The 18,285-nt window shown below is 70.1% G+C and carries 17 protein-coding genes; all 17 read left to right on the top strand.

Annotated features, from left to right (window positions below):
* The first annotated feature begins 214 nt into the window (after positions 1-214).
* The gene (gene thrB, locus AB0I82_RS17010) at positions 215-1,132 is read left to right on the top strand and encodes a homoserine kinase (protein WP_363258035.1); all 918 of its coding nucleotides are present in this window, start codon (positions 215-217) and stop codon (positions 1,130-1,132) included.
* 381 nt (positions 1,133-1,513) lie between these two features.
* Positions 1,514-3,556, top strand: coding sequence for a transcription termination factor Rho (gene rho / locus AB0I82_RS17005; protein ID WP_363258034.1), 2,043 nt, complete (start codon positions 1,514-1,516; stop codon positions 3,554-3,556).
* 407 nt (positions 3,557-3,963) lie between these two features.
* Entirely contained in the window at positions 3,964-5,088 is a 1,125-nt protein-coding gene (locus AB0I82_RS17000) for an LCP family protein (protein WP_363258033.1), read from the top strand.
* Between the two features lie 166 nt (positions 5,089-5,254).
* Positions 5,255-5,479, top strand: a complete 225-nt coding sequence (gene rpmE, locus AB0I82_RS16995) for a 50S ribosomal protein L31 (RefSeq protein WP_030258568.1) — start codon at positions 5,255-5,257, stop codon at positions 5,477-5,479.
* Between the two features lie 129 nt (positions 5,480-5,608).
* The gene (gene prfA, locus AB0I82_RS16990) at positions 5,609-6,679 is read left to right on the top strand and encodes a peptide chain release factor 1 (RefSeq protein WP_363258032.1); all 1,071 of its coding nucleotides are present in this window, start codon (positions 5,609-5,611) and stop codon (positions 6,677-6,679) included.
* Positions 6,680-6,815: 136 nt separating this feature from the next.
* Positions 6,816-7,655: a peptide chain release factor N(5)-glutamine methyltransferase gene (prmC, locus tag AB0I82_RS16985; protein WP_351598252.1), complete on the top strand. Its 840-nt coding sequence runs from the start codon at positions 6,816-6,818 to the stop codon at positions 7,653-7,655.
* A gap of 85 nt (positions 7,656-7,740) precedes the next feature.
* Entirely contained in the window at positions 7,741-8,388 is a 648-nt protein-coding gene (locus tag AB0I82_RS16980) for an L-threonylcarbamoyladenylate synthase (protein ID WP_030258559.1), read from the top strand.
* Positions 8,388-9,044: a protein-tyrosine-phosphatase gene (locus AB0I82_RS16975; RefSeq protein ID WP_363258031.1), complete on the top strand. Its 657-nt coding sequence runs from the start codon at positions 8,388-8,390 to the stop codon at positions 9,042-9,044. Before AB0I82_RS16980 ends, AB0I82_RS16975 begins: the two co-directional genes overlap by 1 nt.
* Positions 9,045-9,252: 208 nt before the next feature.
* Entirely contained in the window at positions 9,253-10,593 is a 1,341-nt protein-coding gene (gene glyA, locus AB0I82_RS16970; protein ID WP_363258030.1) for a serine hydroxymethyltransferase, read from the top strand.
* 99 nt (positions 10,594-10,692) lie between these two features.
* Positions 10,693-12,021 (top strand): MraY family glycosyltransferase, encoded by a 1,329-nt coding sequence (locus AB0I82_RS16965; RefSeq protein ID WP_363258029.1) that lies wholly within the window; start codon positions 10,693-10,695, stop codon positions 12,019-12,021.
* Positions 12,022-12,337: 316 nt separating this feature from the next.
* Positions 12,338-12,775: a hypothetical protein gene (locus AB0I82_RS16960; RefSeq protein WP_363258028.1), complete on the top strand. Its 438-nt coding sequence runs from the start codon at positions 12,338-12,340 to the stop codon at positions 12,773-12,775.
* A 264-nt stretch (positions 12,776-13,039) separates the two neighbouring features.
* Positions 13,040-13,855, top strand: coding sequence for a F0F1 ATP synthase subunit A (atpB, locus tag AB0I82_RS16955; RefSeq protein ID WP_363258027.1), 816 nt, complete (start codon positions 13,040-13,042; stop codon positions 13,853-13,855).
* Between the two features lie 75 nt (positions 13,856-13,930).
* The gene (gene atpE / locus AB0I82_RS16950) at positions 13,931-14,173 is read left to right on the top strand and encodes an ATP synthase F0 subunit C (RefSeq protein ID WP_030258535.1); all 243 of its coding nucleotides are present in this window, start codon (positions 13,931-13,933) and stop codon (positions 14,171-14,173) included.
* Positions 14,174-14,215: 42 nt separating this feature from the next.
* Positions 14,216-14,788, top strand: a complete 573-nt coding sequence (locus AB0I82_RS16945; protein WP_363258026.1) for a F0F1 ATP synthase subunit B — start codon at positions 14,216-14,218, stop codon at positions 14,786-14,788.
* Positions 14,785-15,600 carry a F0F1 ATP synthase subunit delta gene (locus AB0I82_RS16940; protein ID WP_363258025.1) on the top strand — a complete coding sequence of 272 codons (816 nt, stop codon included), beginning with the start codon at positions 14,785-14,787 and terminating at the stop codon, positions 15,598-15,600. Before AB0I82_RS16945 ends, AB0I82_RS16940 begins: the two co-directional genes overlap by 4 nt.
* A 155-nt stretch (positions 15,601-15,755) precedes the next feature.
* Positions 15,756-17,345: a F0F1 ATP synthase subunit alpha gene (atpA, locus tag AB0I82_RS16935; RefSeq protein ID WP_363258024.1), complete on the top strand. Its 1,590-nt coding sequence runs from the start codon at positions 15,756-15,758 to the stop codon at positions 17,343-17,345.
* Between the two features lie 20 nt (positions 17,346-17,365).
* Positions 17,366-18,280: a F0F1 ATP synthase subunit gamma gene (locus AB0I82_RS16930; RefSeq protein WP_363258023.1), complete on the top strand. Its 915-nt coding sequence runs from the start codon at positions 17,366-17,368 to the stop codon at positions 18,278-18,280.
* The last annotated feature ends 5 nt before the right edge of the window (positions 18,281-18,285 follow it).

Here is an 18,285-nt window from a genome sequence, read left to right as displayed (position 1 = left end):
AGAGGGCGCGCGACACGCATCGTGCGCCTCCCGTGCGCCCTATGTCGCCACTGAACCTTCCTTCGATAGGCTGGCAGCCAACTCCCCTCCCCGCGGCATAGTGCAGTGGTGTGCAGGGCAGGTCAGAACGGACCCCATGAGTCGATCAGGTGCCTCGGCACCGCGGCGCTCAGGGGCAGTACCGCAGTTTCACATCAAGGAGAGTCATCGAGCGATGGCCGGTCCAGCGTTCCGCGCCGCCGCCGTCCGGGTGCGCACCCCCGCCAGCAGCGCCAATCTCGGTCCCGGCTTCGACGCCCTCGGCCTGTCCCTGGGTCTGTACGACGACGTCGTAGTACGCGTCGCCGACTCCGGACTGCATGTCGACATCGCGGGTGAGGGTGCCGAGACCCTGCCGCGCGACGAGAGCCACCTGCTCGTACGGTCCCTGCGTACCGCGTTCGACCTGCTGGGCGGGCAGCCGCGCGGCCTCGAGGTCGTGTGCGCCAACCGCATCCCGCACGGCCGCGGCCTGGGCTCCTCCTCGGCGGCCATCTGCGCCGGCATCGTCGCCGCCCGGGCGGTGACCATAGGCGGCGAGCAGAAGCTCGACGACGCCGCGCTGCTGGAACTGGCCACCGAGATCGAGGGCCACCCCGACAACGTCGCCGCCTGTCTGCTCGGCGGATTCACGCTGTCCTGGATGGACGCCGGTGCGGCGCGTGCCATCAGGATGGAGCCCGCCCGTTCCGTCGTTCCGGTGGTTTTCGTGCCCGGCAAGCCGGTGCTCACCGAGGCCGCGCGCGGCCTGCTGCCGCGCACCGTGCCGCACGGGGACGCGGCGGCGAACGCCGGTCGCGCGGCGCTGCTCGTCGAGGCCCTGACCAGGCGCCCCGAGCTGCTGCTGGCGGCGACCGAGGACCGACTTCACCAGGAGTACCGCGCGCCGGCCATGCCGGAGAGCCTGGCCCTGGTGAACCGACTGCGTGCGGACGGTGTCCCCGCGGTCGTGTCCGGTGCGGGCCCGACGGTGCTCGCGCTGGTCGAGGAGGGAGCGGCCGACAAGGTCGCGCGCCTGGCGGGCGAGGGATGGGCGGCCAACCGGCTGTCCCTCGACGCGGCGGGGACGAGCGTCCTGCCGCTCGCGGGGTGACCGACGGATTGCCGGTCTGAGAGAGGGGGAATGTTTGTTGGATCCGGTAGTGTTAACCTCAAGTGAGTACCCGACGCCGCAGCGGCGTGGTGCTTCGTGTCCCCAGTCGGGACCACTTTTCTTCCGGGAGCCTCCCAACCTGCTTGGAGTAACTACCTAAAGCAGAAGCGAGCACGCTCCGGAATCGGCGTGATGTGCATGAAGCGTGACCTGCATGAATGCGCAGCATCTTTCGCGTCGGAACCATGAACTGATCTCTCCGCCGAATTCGGCGGGACCACCGCCCCGGCCCGGCCCGTGAACGTCGAGGGACCGCGGTCGGACAGCACAACCGGTCGCCGAGCCAGACAGGCCGACGCCCGCTCCAGGGAAGGACCCTTCGTGAGCGACACCACCGATCTGATGGGCGTACGCACCGATGGCAGTGCCGCAGCGCCCGCCACGGACGCTCCCGCCGCGCCTGCCACCGGGGCCGCCACTGGTGCCTCGCGGCGACGCCGTTCCGGCACCGGCCTCGAGGGCATGGTCCTGGCCGAGCTGCAGCAGGTAGCCTCCAGCCTCGGCATCAAGGGCACCGCGCGGATGCGCAAGAGCCAGCTCATCGAGGTCATCAAGGAGAAGCAGGCCGCCGGCGGAGCCGGTGCGGCCAAGGCCGCCGAGGCCCCCGCCGACGCGCCCGCAGAGACCGCCAAGCCCAAGCGCCGGGCCACCTCCAAGGCCCGTACCGGCGAGGCGGCGGCCGAGAAGACCGCCGAGAAGCCCGCCAAGGCCGAGAAGGCGGAGAAGGCCGCGGACACCGCCGGCCAGCAGCAGATCGAGATCCCCGGCCAGGGCGCCGGCGACGAGCAGCCGGCCGGCGAGCGCCGCCGGCGCCGCGCCACCGCCGCTGCCGGGAGCCCCGAGTCCGCCGCCGGCGAGGCCAAGGCCGAGCCGAAGACCGAGGTCAAGGACGGTCAGAAGGACGGGGCCGGCCAGGAGGGCGAGGGCCGCAAGGGCGGCGAGGGCCGTCAGGACCGCGGTGACCGCCAGGACCGCGGCGACCGTCAGGACCGCCAGAAGGGCGACCGCCGCGGCGGCCGCGACCGCCGCAAGGGCAACGACGGCAACGAAGGCCAGCAGGGCCAGGGCCAGCAGGGTGGCGGCAACCGCCAGCAGGGCGGCCGCCAGGACGACTTCGACGAGGACGGCGGCGGCCGGCGCGGCCGCCGGGGCCGTTACCGGGACCGCCGTGGCCGTCGCGGCCGCGACGACTTCGGTGCCGAGCCGCAGGTCGCCGAGGACGACGTCCTCATCCCCGTCGCGGGCATCCTGGACATCCTGGACAACTACGCGTTCATCCGGACCTCCGGCTACCTGCCCGGTCCGAACGACGTGTACGTCTCGCTCGCCCAGGTCCGCAAGAACGGCCTCCGCAAGGGTGACCACGTCACCGGCGCGGTCCGCCAGCCCCGCGAGGGTGAGCGCCGCGAGAAGTTCAACGCGCTCGTCCGCCTGGACTCCGTCAACTCCGTCGCGCCCGAACAGGGCCGCGGCCGCCCGGAGTTCGGCAAGCTGACGCCCCTGTACCCGCAGGAGCGGCTGCGCCTGGAAGGTGAGCCGGGCGCGCTGACGCCGCGGATCATCGACCTGGTCGCGCCGATCGGCAAGGGCCAGCGCGGTCTGATCGTGGCCCCGCCGAAGACCGGCAAGACCATGATCATGCAGGCGATCGCCAACTCGATCACCCGCAACAACCCCGAGTGCCACCTGATGGTCGTCCTGGTCGACGAGCGTCCGGAAGAGGTCACCGACATGCAGCGGTCGGTCAAGGGCGAGGTCATCTCCTCGACCTTCGACCGCCCGGCCGAGGACCACACCACCGTCGCCGAGCTGGCCATCGAGCGCGCCAAGCGCCTCGTCGAGCTGGGTCACGACGTGGTCGTCCTGCTGGACTCGATCACCCGCCTGGGACGCGCGTACAACCTCGCGGCCCCCGCCTCCGGCCGCATTCTGTCCGGTGGTGTCGACTCGACCGCGCTCTACCCGCCGAAGCGCTTCTTCGGTGCCGCGCGCAACATCGAGGACGGCGGCTCGCTGACCATCATGGCCACCGCGCTGGTCGAGACCGGCTCGCGGATGGACGAGGTGATCTTCGAGGAGTTCAAGGGCACCGGCAACCTCGAGCTCAAGCTCGACCGCAAGCTCTCCGACAAGCGCATCTTCCCGGCGGTGGACGTGGACGCGTCCAGCACCCGTAAGGAAGAGATCCTGCTCGGCAGCGACGAGCTGGCGATCGTGTGGAAGCTGCGCCGGGTGCTGCACGCCCTGGACCAGCAGCAGGCCATCGAGCTGCTGCTGGACAAGATGAAGCAGACGAAGTCCAACGCGGAGTTCCTGCTGCAGATCCAGAAGACGACGCCGACCCCGGGCAACGGCAACGACTGACGCCCGCCCCGGCACGTCCAGGAGCCCTCCCCGTCACGCGAGTGGCGGGGAGGGCTTCGTCGTACCGCGAGAGCCTTCGTCGTACCGCGAGCAGGCCGGCCGCGCCATGAAAATCGTGTGACGCATTCCGCGCGCCCAGGGGGTCCTCCTGAGACCTTCCGCACAGACATAAAGTCCGTAAACGTCCCGTTGCGCGGCCGACGAGCCGGACAAAAACCCTGGTGAGCGAGGTGCGAACGGCCGTACGGCGAGTCCGGCACGCCCGGTCGGCGCAGCCGTGCCCGCCCCGCCGTCTGTGCAACCCTTCCCGGATGCCTCCCGTCTGAAGGGGTGCGAGACCACCACCGGTGAGAGGACGTGACAGCCGGGGACGGCGAGGCCGGCCGAGCAAGAGGACTGAGGAGCAGATGGCGGAGAGCAGCAGGGCCGCGCGGACGGCCGCGAGCCGTTCCCACGGCATACGCGCCACCGGCCGCCGGCGCAAGGGACCCACGAGGCGTCGCAGGGCGCTGACGATCACACTGTGCGCACTGGTGAGCTGTGTGCTGCTGGGCGGCGCGGGGCTCGGGTTCGTCTACTACCAGCTCAACGGCAACCTCAAGGGCGTCGACATCGACGCGGCACTGGGCGCCGACCGGCCGGACAACGTCGACAACGGCTCGATGGACATCCTGGTGCTCGGCTCGGACTCCCGGGCCGGGGACAACGCCAAGTACGGCTCCGACGGCGGCGGCGCCCGCTCCGACACCGCGATGGTGGTGCACGTCTACAAGGGCCACAAGAAGGCCAGCGTGGTGAGCATCCCGCGGGACACCCTGATCTCGCGGCCCTCGTGCACCAAGGACGGGCAGCAGGCCCCGGCGGCGCAGCACGTCATGTTCAACACCGCGTACGAGGTCGGCGGCCCGGCCTGTGCCGTCAAGACGGTGGAGTCCATGAGCGGCATCCGTATGGACCATTTCGTCGAGGTCGACTTCAGCGGCTTCAAGAAGCTGATCACCGCCCTCGGCGGCGTCGACATCACCACGACGAAGCCCATCCACGACCCGGACAGCCACCTCGACCTGGACCCCGGTACGCACAAGCTGGACGGCGAGCAGGCCCTCGGCCTGGTCCGTACCCGGCACGGCGTGCCCGGCGGCGACGGCAGCGACCTTGGCCGCATCCAGCTGCAGCAGACCTTCATCAAGGCGCTGATGGACCAGGTCAAGGAGCTGGGGGTGCTCTCGAACCCGGCGAAGCTGTACGACATCGGGGACACCGCCACCAAGGCGATCACCACCGACACCAAGCTGAACTCGGTCAACGCGCTGGTCGACCTGGCCAAGAGCGTCGGCGGCATCGGCTCGGACCACATCAACATGGCCACGCTGCCGGTGACGTACGACCCGCAGGACCCGAACCGGGTGCTGCCGCTGGAGGCCGCGAACAAGCAGGTCTGGAAGGCGCTGCGGGAGGACAAGACGATCCCGAAGTCGGCGCTGAAGGACTCGGCCGGCGACAAGGGCGGCACGAGCAACTACGTACGGTGAAAGAGGCGGCTCCCGTGTCCGGCTCCGCGAGGGCCGGGAATATCGGGAGCCGCCCCCCGGTTTGGGGAGATGCGGCCAGTACTGGCAAACTGGACCGTCGGCCCCGGTTCACGTGACGCATCCCGCGAGCACGACCCGGTGCCCTCCCGATACATAGGAGATTCCCTTGAAGCGCGACATCCACCCGGAGTACGTCGAGACCCAGGTCAGCTGCACCTGTGGCGCCTCGTTCACCACCCGTAGCACCGTTGCAGGCGGCGCCATCCGCGCCGACGTCTGCTCCGAGTGCCACCCGTTCTACACGGGCAAGCAGAAGATCCTCGACACCGGTGGCCGCGTGGCCCGCTTCGAGGCCCGCTTCGGCAAGGCTGCTGGGTCCGCCAAGAAGTAGCGACCCACAAGGCGCCGGTTCTCGGTCGCCCCTCGCGAGGGGCGACCGGACCGGCGTTTTGCCGTCCTTGGCCCGCCGCCCGCGGGCACCACCCGGTAGGTACATCCCAGCCAGCAGAGGAACACCACGATGTTCGAGGCGGTCGAGGAACTGATCGGCGAGCACGCCGACCTCGAGAAGCGGCTCGCCGACCCCGCGGTCCACGCCGACCAGCGCGAGGCGATGCGGCTCAACAAGCGTTACGCCGAACTGACCCCGATCATCGCCACGTACCGCGCCTGGAAGCAGACCGGGGACGACATCGAGACGGCCCGGGAACTGGCCGCCGACGACCCCGACTTCGCCGATGAGGTGAAGGAGGGCGAGATCCGCCGCGAGGAGCTCACGGACAAGCTCCGGCTGCTGCTCGTGCCGCGCGACCCCAGCGACGACAAGGACGTGATCCTTGAGGTCAAGGCGGGCGAGGGCGGCGAGGAGTCCGCGCTGTTCGCCGGCGACCTGCTGCGGATGTACCTGCGCTACGCCGAGCGCTTCGGCTGGAAGACCGAGATCCTCGAAGCCAACGAGTCCGACCTCGGCGGCTACAAGGACGTGCAGGTCGCCGTGAAGACCAAGGGCCAGCCCGAGCCGGGCCAGGGCGTGTGGGCCCGCCTGAAGTACGAGGGCGGCGTGCACCGCGTGCAGCGGGTGCCCGCGACCGAGTCGCAGGGCCGCATCCACACCTCCGCCGCCGGCGTGCTCGTCACGCCCGAGGCCGAGGAGGTCGAGGTCGAGATCGGCCCGAACGACCTGCGGATCGACGTCTACCGCTCCTCCGGTCCCGGCGGCCAGTCGGTCAACACCACCGACTCCGCCGTGCGCATCACCCACCTGCCCACCGGCATCGTCGTCTCCTGCCAGAACGAGAAGAGCCAGCTGCAGAACAAGGAGCAGGCGCTCCGCATCCTGCGCTCCCGGCTGCTCGCGGCGGCACAGGAGGAGGCCGAGCGGGAGGCGTCGGACGCCCGTCGCAGCCAGGTCCGTACGGTCGACCGCTCCGAGCGCATCCGGACGTACAACTTCCCGGAAAACCGGATCTCCGACCACCGGGTGGGCTTCAAGGCGTACAACTTGGACCAGGTGCTCGACGGAGAGCTCGACCCGGTCATCCAGGCGTGTGTGGACGCCGACTCGGCGGCCAAGCTCGCCGCCGCCCAGTAAGCCCCGCGGCGGGCGGGCCCGCCCGCCCCGACCCACCGCATGACCGAAGTACGTACCGGCTGGAGGACCAGTGCAGCAGTCTCCCGGGGGACACGGCACCCCTCAGCGGCCCGGCCGCGCGCCCAACGCCCGGTCCGTGCTGCTCGCCGAGGTGGCCCAGGCGACCCAGCGGCTGGCCGACGCGGGCGTGCCCTCGCCGCGCTTCGACGCCGAGGAGCTCGCGGCCCACGTGCACGGCGTCAAGCGGTCCCAGCTGCATACGGTGGGTGACGCGGACTTCGACGCCCGGTACTGGGAGGCCATCGCCCGCCGCGAGGCCCGCGAGCCGCTCCAGCACATCACCGGGCGCGCCTTCTTCCGGTATCTCGAACTGCACGTCGGTCCCGGGGTGTTCGTGCCCCGCCCGGAGACCGAGTCCGTGGTGGGCTGGGCGATAGACGCGGTGCGCGCGATGGACGTCGTCGAGCCGCTCATCGTGGACCTCTGTACGGGCTCCGGCGCCATCGCGCTCGCGCTCGCCCAGGAGGTGCCGCGCTCGCGGGTGCACGCCGTGGAGCTGTCCGAGGACGCCCTGGTGTGGACACGCAAGAACGTCGAGGGGTCCCGCGTCGTTCTCCACCAGGGAGACGCGCTGACCGCGCTGCCCGAGCTGGACGGCCAGGTCGACCTGGTCGTCTCGAACCCGCCGTACATCCCGCTGACCGAGTGGGAGCACGTCGCGCCGGAGGCCCGCGACCACGACCCCGAGCTCGCGCTCTTCTCCGGCGAGGACGGCCTGGACACGATCCGGGGCATCGAGCGCACCGCGCACCGCCTGCTGCGGCCCGGCGGCGTCGTCGTGATCGAGCACGCCGACACCCAGGGCGGCCAGGTGCCGTGGATCTTCACCGAGGAGCGCGGCTGGGCGGACGCGGCCGACCACCCCGACCTGAACAACCGGCCGCGCTTCGCGACCGCCCGCAGGGCGACGCCGTGACCGTATCCGCAGTTCCCCACCGGGCCCCGGCCGCCGCCGGGCGCCGTTCCACCCCCACCACCGTTCCGCACCAGGAGGCCCGCTAATGGCACGGCGATACGACTGCAGCGACGCGACCGACCGCGCGACCGGCCTGCGCGAGGCCGCCTCGGCGGTCCGGCGCGGGGAGCTGGTCGTGCTGCCGACCGACACCGTTTACGGGATCGGCGCGGACGCCTTCAATTCGGAGGCCGTGGGCGATCTGCTGGAGGCCAAGGGCCGCGGCCGGAACATGCCCTCGCCGGTCCTGGTCGGCTCGCCGAACACCCTGCACGGCCTGGTCACGGACTTCTCCGAGCAGGCGTGGGAGCTGGTGGACGCCTTCTGGCCGGGCGCGCTGACCCTGGTCGCACGGCACCAGCCCTCGCTCACCTGGGACCTCGGCGAGACCGGCGGCACGGTCGCCGTGCGGATGCCGCTGCACCCCGTGGCCATCGAGCTGCTGACCGAGTTCGGCCCGATGGCCGTCTCCAGCGCCAACCTCACCGGACACCCCTCACCGCAGGACTGCGACGCCGCCCAGGACATGCTGGGCGACTCCGTCTCCGTGTACCTGGACGGCGGGCCCACCCCCGCCGCCGTGCCGTCCTCCATCGTCGACGTCACGGGCAAGATCCCGCGCCTGCTGCGGGCCGGCGCCCTCGACGCCGACGAGCTCCGCAAGGTCGTACCCGAGCTCGAGGTGGCCAATTGATGGCCCCGCAGGGGCGTGGCATAGCGGGAACGCACGACGAGTACACCTTCCGCATCCTCCACGTCAGCACCGGCAACGTCTGCCGCTCGCCGATCACCGAGCGGCTGCACCGCCATGGCCTGCAACGCAGACTCGGTACCGAGCTGACCAGCGGGATCGTGGTGGAGAGCGCCGGCACCTGGGGCCACGAGGGCGCCCCGATGGAGACCCACGCCGCCACCGTCCTGGCCGACTACGGCGCGGATCCGGACGGCTTCATCGGCCGCGAGCTGCTGGACGAGCACGTCATCCGCGCCGACCTGGTGCTGACCGCCACCCGTGACCACCGCGCCCAGGTCATCTCCATGGGCCACTCCGCGGGCCTGCGCACCTTCACGCTCAAGGAGTTCAACCGGCTGGTGAAGGCCATAGACCCGGCCACCCTGCCGGGGCCGGACCCGGCGCTGCCGGACGGCGGCCTGGTGGTCCGGGCGCGCGCCCTGGTCGGCGCGGCCGCCGCGCTGCGCGGCTGGCTGCTCGCGCCGAACGCCGAGGCCGACGAGGTGCACGACCCCTACGGCGCGCCCATCACGTTCTTCCGCTCCATCGGCGACGAGATCAACCAGGCCCTCGATCCGGTCGTCACGGCCCTCACCGGGGTCCCGGCACGCGCCTGAGAAGCACCTCGTACCGGTACGAGGCGCCCGCCCGCGCCTCACCCGTCGCACCGCGCCCGAGTCGCCTCAGACGCCGCCAGACGGCCTCGTGGCCGTAAGCCGCCCCCGACACCCGCCCGGCCGCTCCGTCCCGCCGTACACCGCGCCCGGACGCCGCTTCGCGCCTACATTGGACGTACGTCCCCCCGTACGAGGCCCGGAGCGAGCGATGCCAGCGACTCCCGCGTCCACCCGCAGCGCCACCCCGCACTCCCGGCCGGCCCGCCAGCAGACCGACGGGTCGCCGCTCGCCAGCCCGCCGGGCGCCTGGAGCGGCCCCGGCTTCGAGCAGCTGCGCGCCCAGGACCCGCAGATCGCCGAGGCGCTGCTCGGCGAGAGCGCCCGGCAGGCGGCGGGCCTCCAGCTGATCGCCGCGGAGAACTTCACGTCCCCGGCCGTCCTCGCGGCGCTGGGCTCCCCGCTCGCCAACAAGTACGCCGAGGGGTATCCCGGCGCCCGGCACCACGGCGGCTGCGAAATGGTGGACTTCGCCGAGCGGACGGCCATCGAGCGCGCCAAGGCCCTCTTCGGCGCCGAGCACGCCAACGTCCAGTCCCACAGCGGCTCTTCGGCCGTACTGGCCGCCTACGCGGCCCTGCTGCGCCCCGGGGACAGCGTGCTGGCCATGTCACTGCCGCACGGCGGTCACCTCACGCACGGCTCGCCGGCGAACTTCTCCGGGCGGTGGTTCGACTTCGCCGGGTACGGCGTCGACCCGGACACCGGCCTGCTGGACTACGACCGCATCCGGGAGCTGGCCATCAGGCGCCGCCCCAAGGCGATCGTCTGCGGCTCGATCTCGTATCCGCGCCACATCGACTACGCGGCCTTCCGGGAGATCGCCGACGAGGTGGGCGCGTACCTCATCGCGGACGCCGCGCACCCGATCGGGCTGGTGGCCGGGGGAGCGGCGCCGAACCCGGTCCCGTACGCCGACGTGGTGTGCGCGACCACCCACAAGGTCCTGCGCGGCCCGCGCGGCGGGATGATCCTGTGCGGCGCGGACCTCGCCGAGCGGATCGACCGCGCGGTGTTCCCGTTCACGCAGGGCGGCGCGCAGATGCACACGGTGGCGGCCAAGGCGGTGGCGTTCGGGGAGGCCGCGACGCCCGCGTTCCGGGAGTACACGCACCGGGTCACGGCCAACGCGCGGGCGCTCGCGGAGGCGCTGGAGGGGGAGGGCCTGACGGTCACGACCGGGGGCACCGACACCCACCTGATCACCGCGGACACCGCGCCGGTGGGTCTGGACGCGCGGACGGCGCGCGGCCGGCTGGCCGCGGCCGGCATCGTCCTGGACACCTGTGCCCTGCCCTGTCCGGCGGACGCCTCGGTACGCAGGACCGGCATCCGCCTGGGTACCGCGGCCGTTTCCACGCAGGGAATGGGGGAAGCCGAGATGGCACGTGTCGGGGCGCTGATCGGAGCGGCGCTGCGGGAGGACGGCGCGGTGCGTGCGGCGACCACGGAACTGGTCCGGCACTTCCCGCCATATCCCCCGCACGCCTGAATCCGGGAACCACTTCCGCACGAGGAACGTCCATACCTACATTCACGGCTGGGGGGCGGACACGCATATGGTGTGTGGCTGTGATGGCCAGCGATACCAATGGGGCAGCCCGTGCGTGAATACCTGCTGACGCTGTGCGTCACGGCCGCGGTCACTTACCTGCTGACCGGGCCGGTACGGAAGTTCGCGATCGCGGCCGGCGCGATGCCGGAGATCCGCGCCCGCGACGTGCACCGCGAACCGACGCCGCGGCTCGGCGGCATCGCGATGTTCGGCGGTCTGTGCGCAGGTCTGCTGGTCGCCGCCCACCTGACGAACATCAAGAGCGTCTTCGAGTTCTCCAACGAGCCGCGCGCGCTGCTCTCGGGCGCCGCGCTCATCTGGATCCTCGGCGTCCTGGACGACAAGTGGGGCGTGGACGCGCTCATCAAGCTCGGCGGCCAGATGATCGCCGCGGGCGTGATGGTCCTGCAGGGTCTGACGATCCTGTGGATCCCGGTCCCCGGCATCGGCACGGTCTCGCTGACCCCCATGCAGGGCACGCTGCTCACCGTCGCGCTGGTCGTCATCACCATCAACGCGGTGAACTTCGTCGACGGCCTGGACGGCCTCGCCTCCGGCATGGTGTGCATCGCGGCCGCCGCGTTCTTCATGTACGCGTACCGCATCTGGTACGGCTACGGCCTGGAGGCGGCGGCGCCCGCCTCGCTCTTCGCGGCGGTCCTGATGGGCATGTGCCTGGGCTTCCTGCCGCACAACATGCACCCGGCGCGGATCTTCATGGGCGACTCGGGCTCGATGCTGATCGGGCTGGTGCTGGCCGCGGGCGCGATCTCGGTCACGGGTCAGGTGGACCCGGACGCGATGCAGCTGTTCGCCGGCTCCGAGCGGCTCGCGGTGCACACGATGGTGCCGGTCTACATTCCGCTGCTGCTGCCGCTGACGATCATCGCGGTGCCCTTCGCCGACCTGGTCCTCGCGATCGTGCGGCGCACCTGGAACGGCCAGTCGCCGTTCACGGCCGACCGCGGCCACCTGCACCACCGGCTGCTGGAGGTCGGGCACTCGCACAGCCGGGCCGTGCTGATCATGTACTTCTGGTCGGGCCTGATCGCGTTCGGTGCGGTGGCGTACTCGGTGAACAACGCCAGCGTCTGGATCGTCCTGGGCATCGTCGCGCTGAGCGCGGTGGGCCTGGTCCTCCTGCTGCTGCCGCGCTTCACGCCGCGGACTCCGCGCTGGGCGAACTGGATGGTGCCGCCGCGCTACCGGCGACGGGTCGGCACGGCTCCGGAGGCCGCTCTCTCCGATGCGGCCGCTGAGCCCGAGGAGCAGCGGGAGCCGGTGCCGGCGGGGATCCATGGAGCCACCGCGATCGGCGACCGATCCCGGTTCAGCGACTGGCGCGGGGCCGGCAGCCGGCACTGAAGCTCCGGTTCCGGAAAATTGCCGCAGTTTTTTTCGAGATTACGTTCGCCACATCGAAAATCGGGCCATTCCGGCCCTATAGCACACGAAACGGCGGCTGTCAGTGCACCAACGCGCGGGGTACTGCTCACGTGTGACAGGTGGCACACGAAGTAGGTAAAGACCTCATCAAATAGTTTGTGATACCGTTCACGAGACCCGGTGATAGAGCCGTAAGTCCCGAGTCGGACAGACCATTCGGCTCGTCAGCTCGCCGTCGTGCCGGGTCTACGCTCGTCCGCGAGCACACCTGCCCCCACCCCGCCGGAGCGCCGCCATGCAGTCACATGACGCTCGCCTGTTTCTTCGTGCCCTCGTCCCTACGCTTGTCGTCGGCGCCCTCGCTGTCGTCGTCAGTGCGCTGGTCGCCGGCGGAAAGGGCGCGATCGGTGCCGTGTTCGGCGTGGTGCTGGTGCTCTTCGTGATGGGGGTCAGCCTCGTCGTCCTGCAGCAGACCGCCAGGAAGTACCCCGGGCTGTTCCAGATGATGGGGCTCATGCTGTACGCCGTGCAGATCCTGTTCGTCGCGGTCTTCCTGATGGCGTTCAAGGACACCTCCCTTTTCGACACCAAGGCATTCGCGTTCACGCTGCTCGCGTCGACCCTTGTGTGGATCGCCGCACAGGCCCGCGCGTACATGAAGGCGAAGATTCTCTATGTCGACCCCGACGCCGCCGAAGCGAAGCGCGCGGAAACGGCGGGGTCCGCGACGTGAGACGTAGGGCCGGGATAAACGCAGCCACGCAAGCCTGCTATCGTCCGGTGCCATCTGCGGCACAGTTGGCGCAGGCGGCGCGGCTCCCGAGTCCCCCGGGGCAGGACGACCCTCTCCTGCGGCCCCCGCCTGTGACGCGAACCGGCCCAGTGCCGAAGTGCCGCCCCCAAATCCGTAAGACCAGTCCAGTGCCGTTCCGCGGATCAACGCCGCGCCGACACAACGAGGTTGCCGTACCTATGCGCCACGCTGAAGGAGCTCGCGGTGAGTGCTGACATGAATACGCTCGCCTTTAACACCGAGTGTCACCTCTTCATTCCAGGGTGTGGCTTCGAGGCTCCCGGCCTGCACTCGTTCGTCTTCGAGCCGCTCTTCTCGATCGGCAGCTTCAACTTCAACAAGCCGATGCTGCTGGCCGTGCTCAGCACCGTCGTCGTGGTGTGGTTCTTCTGGGCTGCTTTCGGCCGGGCGAAGGTCGTGCCGGGCAAGATGCAGATGATCGCCGAAGCGGGCTATGACTTCGTGCGCCGCGGGCTCGTGTACGACGCGCTCGGCAAGAAGGAGGGCGAGAAGTACGTCCCCTTCATGGTGTCGCTGTTCTTCTTCGTGTGGATCATGAACATCTGGTCGATCATTCCGCTCGCCCAGTTCCCGGTGACATCGGTCATCGCCTTCCCCGCCGGACTGGCCATCATGGTCTGGGTCCTGTGGGTGTTCCTGACCTTCAAGAAGCAGGGCTTCGTTGGCGGCTGGAAGAACATCACCGGCTACGACAAGTCGCTCGGTGCGGTGCTGCCGCTGCTGATGGTCATCGAGTTCTTCTCGAACCTGATCATCCGGCCCTTCACCCACGCGGTCCGGCTCTTCGCGAACATGTTCGCGGGCCACATGCTGATCGTGATGTTCACCATCGCCAGCTTCTACCTGGCGAACGGCGTCGGCTTCGTCTACGCGGGCGCCTCCTTCGTGATGACCATCGTGATGACCGCCTTCGAGCTGTTCATCCAGGCCGTCCAGGCGTACGTCTTCGTGCTGCTGGCCTGCAACTACGTCCAGGGCGCGCTCGCCGAGCACCACTGAGCCCCCGTCTCACCCAACCCACAGTCGTCCGGTGGCCAACCCCCACCGGTCCTTGAAAGAGAAGGAAGAACCGGCATGTCCGCTCTCCAGACCCTCGCCTCCGCCGAAGCGTTCACCGGCAGCGCCAGCGCGATCGGTTACGGCCTGGCCGCCATCGGCCCCGGCGTCGGCGTCGGCATCATCTTCGGTAACGGCACCCAGGCGCTGGCCCGCCAGCCCGAGGCCGCCGGCCTGATCCGCACCAACCAGATCATGGGTTTCGCCTTCTGTGAGGCGCTCGCCCTGATCGGCATCGTCATGGGCTTCGTTTACAAGTAAACCGAGCCACATCGACGAACCCCTTAGACGGAAGGCATTGATGTGAACGCCCTGGTCACCCTGGCGAGTGAGGTGGAGGTTCCGCAGAACCCCCTCATTCCGCCGATCCCAGAGCTCGTCATCGGCCTGGTCGCCTTCTTCATCGTCTTCGGCTTCCTCGCCAAGAAGCTCCTCCCGAACATCAACAAGGTTCTGGACGAGCGCCGCGCGGCGATCGAAGGCGGGATGGAGAAGGCGGAGGCCGCGCAGGCCGAGGCCCAGCAGGTCCTGGAGGACTACCGGGCCCAGCTCGCCGACGCCCGCCACGAGGCCGCGCGTCTGCGCCAGGAGGCGCAGGAGCAGGGTGCCGCGCTCATCGCCGAGATGCGCGCGGAAGGCCAGCGGCAGCGTGAGGAGATCATCGCCGCCGGTCACGCCCAGATCGAGGCGGACCGGAAGCAGGCCGCGCAGACGCTGCGCCAGGACGTGGGCAAGCTCGCCACCGACCTGGCCGGCAAGCTCGTCGGCGAGTCCCTCGAGGACCACGCCCGGCAGAGCCGCACGATCGACCGCTTCCTCGACGAGCTCGAGACGAAGGCGGCGACCGACACGGCGAAGGCCGAGGCCGGCCGATGAATGGAGCGAGCCGCGAGGCACTGGCCTCCGCACGCGAGCGTCTCGACGCGCTGACGGACAACACGACCGTCGACGCGGCGAAGCTCGCCGAGGAGCTGGCTGCCGTTACCGCGCTGCTCGACCGCGAGGTGTCGCTGCGTCGGGTCCTCACCGACCCGGCGCAGTCCGGCGAGGCCAAGGCCGAGCTGGCCGGGCGCCTGCTGGGCGGACAGGTCGGCGGCGAGACCGTCGATCTGGTCTCCGGCATGGTCCGCTCCCGCTGGTCGCAGTCGCGTGACCTGGTGGACGGCATCGAGGAGCTGGCGTACAGCGCCGACCTCGCCGCCGCGCAGCGGTCCGGTGCGCTCGACGACGTGGAGGACGAGCTGTTCCGGTTCGGCCGGATCGTCTCCTCCTCGCCGGAGCTGCGCTCCGCACTGGTCGACCGCCGGGCGGACAACGCGGCCAAGGCCGAGCTGATCCGCTCGCTGCTGGGCGGCCGCGCCAACGCGGTCACCGAGCGGCTGGTCGTCCGACTCGTCGCACAGCCGCGGGGCCGTAGCCTGGAAGCAGGGCTGGACGCCCTGTCCAAGCTCGCCGCGCACCGCCGGGACCGGCTGGTCGCGGTGGTCACCTCCGCGGTGCCGATCAGCGAGACGCAGAAGCAGCGCCTGGGCGCTGCGCTCACCTCGCTGTACGGCCGACGGGTCCACCTCAACCTCGACGTGGACCCCGAGGTCCTCGGCGGCGTGCAGGTGCGCATCGGTGACGAGGTCATCAACGGGACCATCGCCGAGCGCCTGGACGAGGCGACCCGGCGGATGGCCGGCTGAGGCAGCCAACCAACTCAACAGCATGAGCAGCGGCCCGAGTTGGGCCGTAACGCAGGGAACAGCAACAGGGGGCGAACCCGCCCTCTGCCTGCGGCGGGGGAGCCCCATGCCCCGCAACAAGACTTCGGGCCCAACAAGGAGAGCAGGGAACCCAGATGGCGGAGCTCACGATCCGGCCGGAGGAGATCCGGGACGCGCTGGAGAACTTTGTCCAGGCGTACAAGCCGGACGCGGCCTCGCGCGAGGAGGTCGGGACGGTCAGCGAGGCCGGTGACGGCATCGCGAAGGTCGAGGGACTTCCCTCGGCGATGGCGAACGAACTGCTGAAGTTCGAGGACGGCACCCTCGGCCTCGCGCTGAACCTCGAAGAGCGCGAGATCGGTGCGGTTGTCCTCGGTGAGTTCAGCGGTATCGAGGAGGGCCAGCCGGTGCAGCGCACCGGTGAGGTGCTCTCGGTCGCCGTGGGCGAGGGCTACCTCGGCCGCGTCGTCGACCCGCTGGGCAACCCGATCGACGGCCTCGGCGAGATCGAGTCCGAGGGCCGCCGCGCCCTGGAGCTGCAGGCTCCGGGCGTCATGGTCCGTAAGTCGGTGCACGAGCCGATGCAGACCGGCTACAAGGCCGTCGACTCGATGGTGCCGATCGGCCGCGGTCAGCGTCAGCTGATCATCGGCGACCGCCAGACCGGTAAGACCGCGCTGGCCGTCGACACCATCATCAACCAGCGCGACAACTGGCGCTCGGGCGACCCGAAGAAGCAGGTCCGCTGCATCTACGTCGCGGTCGGCCAGAAGGGCTCCACCATCGCGTCCGTGCGCGGTGCCCTGGAGGAGGCCGGCGCCCTGGAGTACACGACGATCGTCGCGGCTCCGGCGTCCGACCCGGCCGGCTTCAAGTACCTCGCCCCCTACACCGGCTCGGCCATCGGCCAGCACTGGATGTACCAGGGCAAGCACGTCCTGATCATCTTCGACGACCTGTCGAAGCAGGCCGACGCCTACCGTGCCGTGTCGCTGCTGCTGCGCCGTCCGCCGGGCCGTGAGGCCTACCCGGGTGACGTCTTCTACCTGCACTCGCGTCTGCTGGAGCGCTGCGCGAAGCTGTCGGACGACATGGGCGCCGGCTCGATGACCGGTCTGCCGATCGTCGAGACCAAGGCGAACGACGTGTCGGCGTTCATTCCGACCAACGTCATCTCCATCACCGACGGCCAGTGCTTCCTGGAGTCCGACCTGTTCAACGCGGGCCAGCGCCCGGCGCTGAACGTCGGTATCTCGGTCTCCCGAGTCGGTGGCTCCGCCCAGCACAAGGCCATGAAGCAGGTCTCCGGCCGTCTCCGTGTGGACCTCGCCCAGTTCCGTGAGCTGGAGGCGTTCGCCGCCTTCGGTTCCGACCTGGACGCCGCTTCGAAGGCCTCGCTCGCCCGTGGTCAGCGTATGGTCGAGCTGCTCAAGCAGGGCCAGTACCAGCCGATGCCCGTCGAGGAGCAGGTCGTCTCCATCTGGGCCGGTACCACCGGCAAGATGGACGACGTCCCGGTGGAGGACATCCGCCGCTTCGAGCGCGAGCTCCTGGACTGGATGGGCCGCGAGAAGAAGGAGCTGCTCACCGGCATCGTCGAGGGCGGCAAGATGTCCGACGACACCATCCAGGCCCTCACGGAGTCGGTCGCCACCTTCAAGCAGCAGTTCGAGACCTCGGACGGCAAGCTGCTCGGTGAGGACACTCCGGGCGCCGCCAAGTGACGACGGAAGGGACCTGATCCATGGGAGCCCAGCTCCGGGTCTACAAGCGTCGCATCCGCTCCGTCACCGCGACCAAGAAGATCACCAAGGCGATGGAGATGATCGCCGCCTCGCGCATCGTCAAGGCGCAGCGCCAGGTGGCGGCATCGACGCCGTACGCGAGTGAACTGACCCGCGCGGTGACGGCGGTTGCGACCGGCTCGAACACCAAGCACCCGCTGACGACCGAGGCGGAGAACCCGACGCGGGCGGCGGTCCTGCTCATCACGAGCGACCGCGGTCTGGCCGGCGGCTACTCCTCCAACGCCATCAAGGCCGCCGAGCAGCTCACCGAGCGGCTCAAGGGCGAGGGCAAGGAGGTCGACACCTACATCGTCGGCCGCAAGGGTGTGTCGTACTACGCCTTCCGCGAGCGCAAGGTCGAGGAGTCGTGGACCGGCTTCACCGACAGCCCGACGTACGCGGACGCCAAGGCCGTCGCCGCACCGCTCATCGCAGCGGTGCAGAAGGAGACGGCCGAGGGCGGCGTGGACGAGCTGCACATCGTCTTCACCGAGTTCGTGTCGATGATGACGCAGACGCCGGTCGACAACCGGCTGCTGCCGCTCAGCCTCGACGCCTCGTCCGAGGACGGGGAGGCGAGCACCGAGCTCCTGCCGCTGTTCGACTTCGAGCCGTCGGCGGAGGACGTCCTGGACGCCCTGCTGCCGCGGTACGTCGAGTCGCGCATCTACAACGCGCTGCTGCAGTCCGCCGCCTCCGAGCACGCCGCCCGCCGGCGCGCGATGAAGTCGGCGACCGACAACGCGGAGGAGCTCATCAAGTCGCTCTCGCGGCTTGCCAACCAGGCCCGCCAGGCCGAAATCACCCAGGAAATCAGCGAGATCGTCGGTGGCGCGAGCGCACTGGCCGACGCGACCGCGGGGAGTGACTGACAACT

It is taken from the genome of Streptomyces sp. NPDC050315 (genome assembly GCF_040655775.1).
Lineage (GTDB): Bacteria > Actinomycetota > Actinomycetes > Streptomycetales > Streptomycetaceae > Streptomyces.
Note: the sequence above shows the minus strand (reverse complement) of the source record. Positions and strands in the feature narration are given on the sequence as shown.